The sequence below is a fragment of the Lactiplantibacillus sp. ME-2 genome, from assembly GCF_022549155.1.
In the GTDB taxonomy this organism is placed as follows: domain Bacteria; phylum Bacillota; class Bacilli; order Lactobacillales; family Lactobacillaceae; genus Lactiplantibacillus; species Lactiplantibacillus plantarum.
Genome location: NZ_JAKZEQ010000004.1, coordinates 53,762 through 65,525, shown reverse-complemented (window position 1 = coordinate 65,525; position 11,764 = coordinate 53,762). Strand labels below are relative to the sequence as shown.

11 protein-coding genes and 1 pseudogene are annotated in these 11,764 nt (G+C 46.1%); 9 read left to right on the top strand and 3 right to left on the bottom strand.

The window, feature by feature from the left end; all coding sequences use genetic code 11:
• Positions 1–112 precede the first annotated feature (112 nt).
• Entirely contained in the window at positions 113–1,948 is a 1,836-nt protein-coding gene (lepA, locus tag MMY95_RS02405) for a translation elongation factor 4 (protein ID WP_003640703.1), read from the top strand.
• A gap of 105 nt (positions 1,949–2,053) precedes the next feature.
• Here the strand turns inward: lepA and MMY95_RS02400 are convergent, their stop codons facing one another.
• Complete coding sequence (locus MMY95_RS02400; RefSeq protein ID WP_033608743.1) at positions 2,054–2,344, bottom strand: hypothetical protein; 291 nt, start codon at positions 2,342–2,344, stop codon at positions 2,054–2,056.
• A gap of 254 nt (positions 2,345–2,598) precedes the next feature.
• On the opposite strand from MMY95_RS02400, the gene MMY95_RS02395 reads away from it, so the two are divergent.
• The 8 genes and pseudogenes from MMY95_RS02395 (at position 2,599) to MMY95_RS02360 (ending at position 9,315) form a co-directional block, all read left to right on the top strand.
• Positions 2,599–2,889, top strand: a complete 291-nt coding sequence (locus tag MMY95_RS02395; protein WP_003640701.1) for a hypothetical protein — start codon at positions 2,599–2,601, stop codon at positions 2,887–2,889.
• Between the two features lie 66 nt (positions 2,890–2,955).
• Positions 2,956–3,585: pseudogene (locus MMY95_RS02390) on the top strand (DNA-3-methyladenine glycosylase).
• Between the two features lie 108 nt (positions 3,586–3,693).
• Positions 3,694–4,644, top strand: a complete 951-nt coding sequence (gene prmA, locus MMY95_RS02385) for a 50S ribosomal protein L11 methyltransferase (RefSeq protein WP_053267838.1) — start codon at positions 3,694–3,696, stop codon at positions 4,642–4,644.
• A 12-nt stretch (positions 4,645–4,656) separates the two neighbouring features.
• The gene (locus MMY95_RS02380) at positions 4,657–5,409 is read left to right on the top strand and encodes a 16S rRNA (uracil(1498)-N(3))-methyltransferase (RefSeq protein ID WP_033608739.1); all 753 of its coding nucleotides are present in this window, start codon (positions 4,657–4,659) and stop codon (positions 5,407–5,409) included.
• Positions 5,410–5,479: 70 nt separating this feature from the next.
• Positions 5,480–5,815, top strand: coding sequence for a hypothetical protein (locus tag MMY95_RS02375; RefSeq protein ID WP_033608738.1), 336 nt, complete (start codon positions 5,480–5,482; stop codon positions 5,813–5,815).
• Positions 5,816–5,895: 80 nt separating this feature from the next.
• Entirely contained in the window at positions 5,896–8,163 is a 2,268-nt protein-coding gene (locus tag MMY95_RS02370) for a bifunctional (p)ppGpp synthetase/guanosine-3',5'-bis(diphosphate) 3'-pyrophosphohydrolase (protein ID WP_046039501.1), read from the top strand.
• Positions 8,164–8,172: 9 nt separating this feature from the next.
• Positions 8,173–8,619, top strand: a complete 447-nt coding sequence (dtd, locus tag MMY95_RS02365; protein WP_003640695.1) for a D-aminoacyl-tRNA deacylase — start codon at positions 8,173–8,175, stop codon at positions 8,617–8,619.
• A 72-nt stretch (positions 8,620–8,691) separates the two neighbouring features.
• Positions 8,692–9,315 (top strand): HAD family hydrolase, encoded by a 624-nt coding sequence (locus tag MMY95_RS02360; protein ID WP_011101613.1) that lies wholly within the window; start codon positions 8,692–8,694, stop codon positions 9,313–9,315.
• 107 nt (positions 9,316–9,422) lie between these two features.
• Here the strand turns inward: MMY95_RS02360 and MMY95_RS02355 are convergent, their stop codons facing one another.
• A complete protein-coding gene (locus MMY95_RS02355; RefSeq protein WP_046039497.1) occupies positions 9,423–10,265 on the bottom strand; it encodes a fructosamine kinase family protein in 843 nt (280 codons plus the stop codon).
• Positions 10,266–10,533: 268 nt separating this feature from the next.
• Complete coding sequence (locus MMY95_RS02350) at positions 10,534–11,382, bottom strand: N-acetylmuramoyl-L-alanine amidase (RefSeq protein WP_003640692.1); 849 nt, start codon at positions 11,380–11,382, stop codon at positions 10,534–10,536.
• Positions 11,383–11,764: the final 382 nt, after the last annotated feature.

The following is an 11,764-nucleotide window of genomic DNA, read 5'->3' as shown; positions in this document are numbered from 1 at the left end:
TATTCAGTGGCGCAGCGGGGTGTCTGGAGCGGTCTGATAGAAAAATTGTGCTTGTGCCACTAACTTGGTATAATTGTAGGGATTAGGATTTAGGAAGAAAGTAGGAAAATCAATGGATAAAGCGACAATGCAAGACCGACAACAACATATTCGGAATTTTTCAATCGTCGCCCATATTGATCACGGCAAATCGACGTTGGCGGATCGTATTCTGGAACTAACTGATACGATTTCCAAACGTGAGATGCAAGACCAAGTGTTGGACTCAATGGACTTGGAACGTGAACGTGGGATTACGATCAAATTGAATGCGGTAGAGTTACACTATCAGGCAAAGGATGGGGAGACTTATATCTTCCACTTGATCGATACACCTGGACATGTTGACTTCACGTATGAAGTCTCACGGAGCCTCGCAGCCTGTGAAGGGGCGGTTTTAGTCGTGGATGCGGCGCAAGGGGTCGAAGCCCAGACGCTAGCAAACGTGTATTTAGCCATTGATGATGACTTGGAAATTGTCCCGGTGATCAACAAGATTGACTTGCCATCGGCTGAACCTGAAAAGGTGCGCAAAGAAATTGAAGATGACATTGGGATTGATGCGGAAGATGCTGTTCTAGCTTCAGCGAAAGCCGGTATTGGTATCGAAGATCTGCTCGAGCAAATCGTGCATAAGATTCCGGCTCCTCAGGGGGATCTTGATGCGCCACTCAAGGCCCTAGTGTTTGATTCCGTCTATGACGATTATCGGGGCGTGGTGCTGAGTGTTCGGATTCACGAAGGCATAGTCCGTCCAGGAGATCGGATCCGGTTGATGAACAGTGGTAGTGAATATGAAGTGACGGAAGTCGGCGTTAATTCACCGAAACCGTTAGCACGGGATTATTTGATGGCGGGGGATGTTGGTTACATTACGGCTAGCATCAAGGATATTCAGGATACCCGAGTAGGTGATACGGTCACGAACGCGAAAAATCCGGCCGAAAAACCATTGGCGGGTTACCGTGAAATGAATCCGATGGTCTACGCTGGGATTTATCCGACTGATAATGCCAAATTCACCGATTTACGGGAAGCGTTGGAAAAACTAAAATTGAACGATGCCGCATTGGAATTTGAAGCGGAATCATCACAAGCACTGGGCTTTGGGTTCCGGTGTGGATTCCTGGGACTGCTACACATGGACGTCATTCAGGAGCGCCTCGAACGGGAATTTAATCTTGAACTAATTACCACGGCGCCGTCCGTAACGTATCATGTGCGGATGACTGATGGCACGGAGAAAAAGGTGGAAAACCCGGCTGAAATGCCTGAGGCGTCTGCAATCAAGGAAATTCGTGAACCGTATGTGAAAGCTCAGATTATGGTGCCTAATGATTACGTTGGTGCGGTCATGGAATTAGCCCAGCGTAAACGGGGCGAGTTTGATACGATGGAATACTTGGATAGTAATCGGGTCAACGTGGTTTATCACATTCCGTTGTCCGAAATCATTTTTGACTTCTTTGATAAATTAAAGTCGAACACGCGCGGCTATGCCTCGTTAGATTATGATTTAGACGGCTACCGTGCCAGTGATCTCGTTAAGATCGATATCTTATTAAACGGTGACCAAGTTGATGCTCTGAGCTTTATCGCACATCGCGACTTTGCACCTGCGCGTGGACGCGAGATTGCCGCCAAGCTCAAGACGATTATCCCCCGGCAAAACTTTGAAATTCCGGTACAGGCAACGATTGGTTCTAAAGTCATTGCTCGGACGAATATTAAAGCTTACCGTAAGGACGTGACGGCCCATCTGTACGGTGGTGACCGGACGCGGCGGATGAAGCTACTTGAAAAGCAAAAAGCTGGTAAGAAGCGTATGAAGGCTGTCGGTAAAGTCGAAATCCCGCAAGAAGCGTTCATGGCTGTTCTGAAAACTGACGAAGACGAAAAGCCGAACTGATTAAGTCTATAAAAAATGGTAGCGACATCGATTGATGTCACTACCATTTTTTGCGTTATTGTTTAGATGCAATTGTCATCTGATTAAGATGATTGTAAGCACCAATTAACCCCAAACATCATTCATATGCGGTAGTTGCAATAAGCCATCGCTAGTCGGGTCAGTTGTGCCGATGGTCTTTAAATGCCAAGTGCCCTGATCGTCCTTGGTCGCAACGACTTTTTTGCGTTTGCCCTCTTGATTTTTGTAGAAGCAGTTTTCACTATCCGCACCGATTTCGCGGGCGAGGACTTCGTTGGATGTGACATAACCGTCATTGGTTTGAAATTTTTCGATTTGGTCGACCGTTGTCAACTGTTCATGACCACGACGATAAATTCTTTCAATGAGTATCATCAGTAAATTCCCCCTAATATTGATAACCTTACTAATTTAATCATATTTTACCATACCCGGATATGCGGCAAAAACAATTCTGAAATGGTTAGCAAATTTATAAGAATTAAAGTTCGATACTTGCTAAACCAATGGCAAATTGGTACACTACTTGTTTAAAGTCTGCTATAATAATAGCTAGATATGAAAATATACTAACGATAAATTAATTTATTATTTAATCAATTTCACATTGTGAAGGAGAGATCAACGACATGTTAAAACGCACGAAACAGTTTCTGCGATCAATACATTATGACTACGATAAAACATATATTAGACCGCTGATGGTGCCCGACAGCGTTTACGTGTTGAAATTCGGTAAGGACCATCGCAACAATCGGGTGGTCGTTAAGTACAGTCATACTTGGACCGGGCGAATCAAAATCAATGAGATCGCGGTTCGGTTGCACAAGCAAAAGCACCCGCGGATCTTTAAGCATGAAGCCGACATGATTAAGTATTTGAATAAGCATCTAACCAAAAAGACCGCAAATAATGATTAAATGAACATGAGGACGGACTAGCAAGGTGGCTAGTCCGTTTTCTATTAGGGGCGAGTAAAACAAGTTATGACAGCAATTGAACGATTTTTAAGCACACGCACGACACCTGAAATTGCGGTGAGCCTACTGGGTAAACAGTTGCGCCTACAGACATCTAGCGGTGTATTGACCGCCTGGATCACAGAAACAGAAGCGTATCTTGGCGCCCGTGATGCAGGAGCTCACGCGTATCAGAACCACCAAACGCCGCGCAATCACGCACTCTGGCAATCAGCGGGAACAATTTATATTTATCAAATGAGGGCCTGATGCTTACTGAATATTGTGACACAAGCTGCCGGTACGCCAGAATGTGTCTTGATTCGCGGAATTGAACCACATGCGGGGCTTGAACGAATGCAACAGCAGCGGCCAGTGCCCATTGCGAACTTGACCAACGGACCGGGCAAGCTAATGCAGGCACTTGGGTTAGATAAAACGTTAAATGGACAAGCACTGCAACCGGCGACCTTATCATTGGATTTGAGTCATTATCGCCAACCGGAACAAGTTGTGGCGACTCCGCGAATTGGAATTGTCAACAAGGGTGAATGGACAACGGCACCATTGCGGTACTTTGTGGCCGGCAATCCATTCGTATCCAAGATTTCTCGCCGGACTATCGATCATGAACATCATGGTTGGATGACCAGGTGATTGTCAAGTTAATCAGGCTTGTTATATAATTGTTACTAAGAAAAACGTGATAGTCTTAAGCGATGGCGCTTGGCGCTCTAGCTTTCGATGGGAGGAAAATATAAAGATATGAAATGGACTGAAGTAACGGTCAGTACTTCTAATGAAGCTGTCGAAGCGGTGGCAAACATTTTAATGGAAGCCGGGGCCAGTGGCGTCAAAATTGATGATGCCTTGGATTATCAGAATTTAAAGCCTGATCGGTATGGTGAGATCATCGATTTGGCGACGATTCCACACGTTACCAGTGGGGCGAAGATTTCTGCTTATTATCCTGAGACGGTGTTTGTACCGGAAGTCATTCCAACGATCAAGCAGCGGGTTAGTCAGCTGACTGATTTTGGGTTGAATCCAGCACCTAATGAAGTCAGTATGACGGCTTTATCGGATGAAGACTGGGCGACGGCCTGGAAAAAATACTATCACCCCGTCCGGGTTACGCGCTATTTGACGATTGTGCCAAGTTGGGAACAGTACCAACCAGTGCAATCAGGTGAGTTTGTGTTGCGACTAGATCCTGGTCAGGCTTTTGGTACCGGAACGCATCCGACAACCAAGCTCTGTTTGCAGGCGCTTGAAACTGTGATCAATGGTGGTGAACACTTGATCGATGTGGGTACTGGGTCCGGGGTATTGAGTATTGCGGCCAAAGCGATGGGCGTCGGTGCAGTAGAAGCTTACGATCTTGACGATGTCGCTGTGGCATCAGCTCAAACGAATTTGGACTTGAATCCAGTTGCCAAAGATGTTCACGTGGCTGCCAATGATTTACTAGCTGGGATTGACACGCAGGCTGATATTATCGTTGCCAACATTTTGGCTGAAATTATTATTCCGTTGGTACCACAAGCCCGTCAAAACTTAAAACGGGGCGGCTATTTCATTACCTCTGGCATCATCGATGATAAGTTCCAGGTCGTCATGACGACAATTAAGGAAGCGGGCTTCCAAATTACACAACATACGCAAATGGGTGACTGGCACGGTATTGTGGCTTATCTACCAACAGCTGAAGATTAGTGGGGGACTGAAATGCAACGATACTTTTTATCAACACCGATTACGACAACGATTGGGCAAACGTTCACTATCACGGGTGAGACGGTCAAACACTGGGTCAAGGTGATGCGCGCACAACCGGGGGACACTGCGGAATTTGTTACGACGACACATCAAGTCGTGCTGGCGGATTTGGTGAAAAGCGATGGTCGAACAGCTACAGCGACAATCACGGCCGTTACGACGCCCCATGTTGAATTGCCGTTGCCAGTGACTATTGCTTGTGGGTTGTCTAAAGGCGATAAACCCGAACAGATCGTACAACGTGGTACTGAATTAGGTGCGAGCGCCTTCGTGTTTTTCGATAGTCAGTGGGCAGTGGCTAAATGGGCAGCGAATAAGCGAGCCCGCAAGTTGGCCCGCTTGGCGAAAATTGCGCAGGGCGCGGCTGAACAGTCACACCGGACGATGATTCCTAGTGTGAGCTACGCAACGGATTTAAACCAGTTGTTAGCACACGTGTCATATGATACCGGGGTCGTAGCGTGGGAGGAATCAGCCAAACAAGGTGAGAGCAGCCAACTGGTGCAGACGTTAAAAACGATGACCGCACCACAACGACTGCTGGCGATTTTTGGTCCTGAAGGGGGCTTGGCACCACAAGAAGTGGCGACATTACAAACTGCTGGTATCACGGCAGTGGGCCTGGGCCCACGAATCATGCGGGCCGAAACGGCACCCCTCTACTTGCTAAGTAGCGTTTCTTTTTGGTGCGAACTAGTGTAATTTTGCGGTTGGTGGTGTACAATAAATAATCATAGTCATTTAGCAATAAAGCGTAAGCGAGGGAGTTAGTTTGACGGAAAAAATTCGTAAGTTTAATGGCCAGTATTGGCTGATTGCGCTTGTCGTTGGGGTGATGATACCATGGTTGCTACGATTTACGAGTATTAGCCGGTTTCATCAGATTGTATGGCTACTCTTTGTAGTTGACTTTGTGCTGGCAGCAGTCGTTGGCTGGTGGATTCGTCGGACTGAACGGACGGGCTGGTTAGTCTGGCTATTCCCAGTGGGCTGTTTTGTCGGGCTCTATCTATTTTTCCCAACGTATGTCTATTACTTAGCGTTAGTTGATTTAGGCATATCCTACTTAGCATATGGGTTAACTGGTCCCCACGCGAGTTTGCGTTAAAACGGTTGTCAAGGCACGTTGGGTGGGAACCTCACGTGCCTTTTATTAAATAGAATCTTTGTGGAAGTCGTGGTGATAAAATGCCCAAACAACCTACCTGGACTGCCCAGGATGTCCTGGACATGGTTCAAAAGTATATGAATAGTGATCACGTCGCGTTAGTTAAACGGGCGTGTGATTTTGCAACTTATGTGCATAAGGATCAGTATCGCCAATCTGGTGAGCCGTATATTATGCATCCGATTCAAGTTGCTGGTATCTTAGCTGAATTGAAGATGGATCCTGAAACCGTCGCTTCGGGTTTCTTACACGACGTTGTGGAAGATACTGGTGTTACTTTAGGAGACGTTGAAGAACTGTTTGGTCATGACGTGGCCGTTATTGTTGACGGGGTCACCAAGCTGGGTAAGATTCGGTACAAATCCAACAAAGAACAGCTTGCTGAAAATCACCGTAAATTATTGTTGGCGATGTCTAAAGATATTCGAGTCATGATTGTCAAATTAGCTGATCGCTTGCATAATATGCGGACGTTGCAGCATTTGCGGCCCGATAAACAGCGGCGAATTGCAAATGAAACGTTGGAAATTTACGCCCCCATTGCCGATCGATTAGGGATCAGCACGATTAAATGGGAACTAGAAGATATTTCACTACGTTATTTGAATCCTCAACAGTATTATCGCATTGTCCACTTGATGAATTCGCGGCGTGAGGATCGTGAAAAGTACATCGAGATTGCCATTCAAGACATTCAAAAGGCGCTTCATGATCTGGAACTACCAGAAGCTGAAATTTATGGTCGTCCGAAGCATATCTATTCAATTTATAAGAAAATGCGGGACAAACACAAACAGTTTAGCCAACTTTACGATCTGCTGGCAATTCGAGTGGTCGTGGATTCAATCAAGGACTGTTATGCGGTTTTAGGTGCGATTCACACACAATGGAAGCCCATGCCGGGGCGTTTTAAAGATTATATTGCGATGCCCAAGACCAATATGTATCAATCCTTGCATACCACGGTGGTTGGTCCTGAAGGTAAGCCCCTCGAAATACAGATCCGGACGTTTGAAATGCACCGGGTCGCTGAATACGGGGTCGCAGCACACTGGGCGTATAAGGAAGGTAAACGCGACGAGGTCCAAGAGACTCAGTCGGGCAACAAGTTGAACTTAGTCAAAGAAATCATTGAGCTACAGGATGAAAGTAAGGACGCTGCCGACTTTATGGAGGGCGTCAAGGGCGACCTCTTTAGTGACCGGGTCTATGCTTTTACGCCCAAGGGTGACGTGACAGAATTACCAAAGGGCGCTGGACCACTGGATATGGCATATTCGATCCATACGGAAGTGGGTAACCATACGACTGGTGCGAAAGTCAATGGCAAGATTGTTCCATTGGATTACCAAATCAAAAATGGTGATATCGTGGATATTTTAACGTCCACTAGTTCAACTGGTCCTAGCCGTGATTGGCAGAAATTAGTCTATACGCGGCGGGCCCGTAATAAAATTAAACAGTTCTTTCGCAATGCTGACCGTGAGGAAAACATCATTACGGGTCGTGATTTGCTTGAGAAGCAGCTACGTGATTTAGAGTTTAATCCAAAAGAAATCATGACTAAGGACAAGGTGACGGCGGTCGCTCAAAAGATGCACTACGGTAGTGAGGATGATTTGTTCGCGGCCTTGGGGTTTGGTGACGTCCAACCGGTAGGGATTGCTAACCGGTTAACGAGTGATGTTCGTAAACAGCGCGAGGCTAATCGGCAGCGTGAACGTGAGGAGGCCATTTTGGCAGACTCTACGGAAGCGCCAGCGAAGAAGAAATCGAAAGATCATCATAATGAGGATCAGGAGAAGCAGGATCGGAAGCGGCAAAAGGTCTCATCTTCTGGTGGGGTGATTATTCAAGGCGTCGACAACTTACTCGTACGTCTAAGTCATTGCTGTTCTCCAATTCCGGGTGATGAGATTGTTGGTTATATTACGAAGGGGCGCGGTGTTTCGGTTCACCGTGTTGATTGTCCGAACGTTAAGAGCGCAGAAGCAAATGGTGAACGGTTGATTGATGTTCAGTGGGAGAATCCCGAGGGTGACCGAACGAACTACAATTCTGATTTGGAAATTCAAGGTTATAACCGTAATGGCATGCTCAACGATGTGTTGAAAGTTATCAATAATCACACGAAATTTTTGACCAATGTCAACGGTAAGGTCGATCACAACAAGATGGTCATTATTAGTGTTTCGTTGGGGGTTCGCAACTTGGAACATCTCCAACGAATCATTGACAGTCTGAAAAATGTTCAGGATCTTTACGTTGTCGAACGGAAAATGTTTTAGGAGGCTTCCATGCGAGTCATTGTTCAGCGGTCACAGCAGGCACAAGTTAGTATTGATGGGAAAGTTCGGGGCACGATTGACCACGGTTTCGTCCTATTGGTTGGTTTTCAAGATGGCGACGGTCAAGCCGAATTGGATTACATCGCGCATAAGATTTTAAACCTCCGCGTTTTTAGTGACGCAGATGGAAAAATGAATTTGAATATTCAACAAGTCGGTGGAGCAATCTTGTCGATATCGCAGTTTACGTTATACGCGGAGACGCGCCATGGTAATCGACCAAGTTTTACAGCGGCGGGTAATCCTGAATTGGCTAGCAAATTGTATGATACATTTAATCAGCAATTAGCTGCCAGTGGCGTGACTGTTGCGACTGGTGAATTTGGTGCCGATATGCAAGTTTCCTTGGTTAACGATGGGCCGGTCACGATTTGTTATGATACTGATCAACGTTGAAGTAAAAGCTGAAAGACCAATCCGGTACTTTCAGCTTTTTGGCTATTACAATTATTAGCGGGAGTGAATGAGATGCGTGAGTTTTTATGGGACCTCGATGGAACCTTGTTAGATACTTATCCAGCCATGGTCCAAGCTTTCCAAAAAGCAGTTGCCGAGTTAGGTGGGACTATTCCGGCTGATACAACGTACCAGCTGATGCGGCAACAGTCAGTTGGTTATGCGGAAAGAATGGTTGCGGCTCAGTATGGTTGGGATTGGCATGATTTACGGGCGGGCTATCAACGTTGGGAGCCACAATTACAGCATGCACCGGCCGCCTTTGCGGGTGCTCAAGCGGTGCTTGAAAAAGTTATCGCAGTTGGTGGTCACAATTATTTGATGACCCATCGTGACGAAAGCGCACAAGCCTATTTACAACGAGCGGGTTTAGCCCAATATTTCACAGATGCGGTCACGGCTGCTCAGCCATTCCCACGTAAACCTGATCCAGCTGCGTTGAATTATTTATTGAATAAACACCAGGTCGACTGTCAACGCGCCGTTATGGTGGGTGATCGCAACTTGGACATCGATGCCGGTCACAATGCTGGGATTGCCGGATATTTATTTGATATTGACCGCCTGATTACGGTGACTAGTGCCCCGGAAGTTCAAGTTACGGATTTAAACGACTTATTGACCTTTGTCGACTAGTCTAGACACTCGAAATATTGTGATAACTGATGATTGTAGCTAAAAAATTATATACAAGCCTCGCGACCCGTACAGCTCATTGAGAGGATTCGGTCACGAGGCTTGTATTAATATTGCATGAGGATTCGGTCAACGGCTGGTCCGTATGTTTCACCAAACAGGTTCAGGTGGGCCAGTAAATAATAGAGTTGGTAGCTTGGTAGGCGGTCTTGCATACCGGGCGCAACCGGGTAGGCCGCTTGGTAGGCCTGATAAAAATCAGCATCAAAACCACCAAAAATCGTCGTCATGGTCAGATCCATCTCTCGGTCACCGTAAAACACGTCGGGATCGATCAAAACGGGTGTACCGGTCGTGTCAAATAAGTAATTACCTGACCACAAATCGCCATGTAACAGGCTTGGTTTTACCGTATGCATGTGGGAATCTTGCAACAGTTGTTGTCGTAAGCGGTGATAATGTATTTCACGCGTTTCTGACCATAAATGGTTCTCCTTAGCCAAATTGACTAATACATCTAAACGTTGTTGTGTATAGAAAGTTGCCCAATCAGTCTGCCAATGATTAATTTTCGGTAACTTGCCAGCTGTGAAGTCGTGGTCAAGACCAAATTGGGCGTGGTGTTGATGGTGAACTTTGGCGACAGCCGCTCCCAGTGCGGACTGACTGCCAGTCCCGGTCGCTAGCCAATCTAATAAGAGATAACCGTCTGTGGCAATCGTGCCACTGGCGATGACACGCGGTGTCTTAGTCACTGCACCAAGTAGTCGCAATCCAGCGACTTCGTGGTCAAAGAAAGTAACGTCGTTGTGCGGCTGGACCTTTAAAAAATATTGGTGATGACGGGTGATGATTTGAAAGGCCGCGTTGATGTCGCCACCGCTCACTGGTTGCACTTGCTGAATGTCAGTGAGTGGTAGTTGTGCGAGCCAAGTTTTTGTTAAGTGCATGTTAACTCCTCCTTGCTGCGATGTTAAATACGGTTACCATCACTGTAACGCAATTAATTGTTATTAACAATTAGTGGCGTTGATCCGTAAGAGTGTGAAATGAGGTTAGACGTCCGGTACGGAGCTAAAGTGCAGGCAAATAGACGGTTATTTAGGTAAACCGCGTCAGTTGATATGCGATTCATCGATTGAATAGTCGCGAAAAGTGGCCGTTATCCCAGTCACTGGAATAACGGCCACTTTCAAAGACTTCATGCTGACTGCATTATTATTGATTGGCGAAGTAGGTACTCAATCCGGCGTAAACCGCGTGCGCTACTTCTTGAGGGTACTTTTTAGAACTGATCGTCTTGAAGTCCGACTTATCATTAATATAACCCAGTTCCATCAATACTGATGGTCGTGAATTATCACGAATGACCAGAAAGTCACCGAAGTCCGTTCCTTTACTAGGAATTGGCAAGGTCGAGACGTTATTGTTTAACGCCTTGGCTAGTGCTAGTGAGGTTGACTTATGATAGTAATAGGTCGTGATCCCAGAAGCCGTGTTTTTTTCTGGTGAGCTGTCAAAGTGGAAGCTGATGAAGGCGTCTGCATGAAGCTTGTTTGCGATTGCGGGACGCGCACTCAGGCCGACGTATTCATCTGAATCACGGGTTAAAACAACGTGTGCGCCAGCAGCCCGGAGCTTTTTAGCTACAGCTTTAGCGACCCGTAACGTGTACGTTTTTTCCATCTTGCCCTTGCTCGAGAGCGCCCCGGAATCAGAACCGCCGTGTCCGGGATCTAAAACGATGGTGGCTTCAGAGATTTTGGTGGTTTTAGTCAACTGACTGTTATGTTCGTTGACTAACCAACTAGCAATCCAGCCGAATTTATGATCCGCATAACGGACGTATAGCCAATTATTTTTGCGTTTCATAATGTGGACCTTGGTGCCCTTAGACGTAGCGTCCTCGATCGCATAACTCATGCCTGGACCGCTACGAATATTGACGTTGGCAATGTTAACAGTCGCAGTGTTATTAGTCGCTAATAGCACTACAAAGCCAATCACTAGGCCGATAAAAATAACCGTGACTGTGATTTGACGCCAAAATTGTTTTAAAACTTGCATGCTCTGTCACCAACTAGATTTAAGATAATTGCAATTTGAAGTGCTGCAAATAGTATACCAAAAAAACAGCTGACCGACGAAATCTTGAGATAATTTTAACTAGAATCGTTGACTTTTAAGTGATTTTCGTGTAACTTTAACCATATATTAATCAATCGACCGCAGAGAAAGTAAGAGCATTGTACGCCACTATAACCAGAGACCGGTAGTGCTGAGAATTCCGGATAGTGCGCAATGAGGAGACGCTTTTGAGGTGAACGGCAGCGTTCCGCCTGTGATTACAGACGTTATCAATTAGTACTCAAAAAGGTGGTACCGCGCTAATAGCGCCCTTGGTAAATAATCAAGGGCGCTTTTTTTGTCGATTGCAATCAAGGGAGGA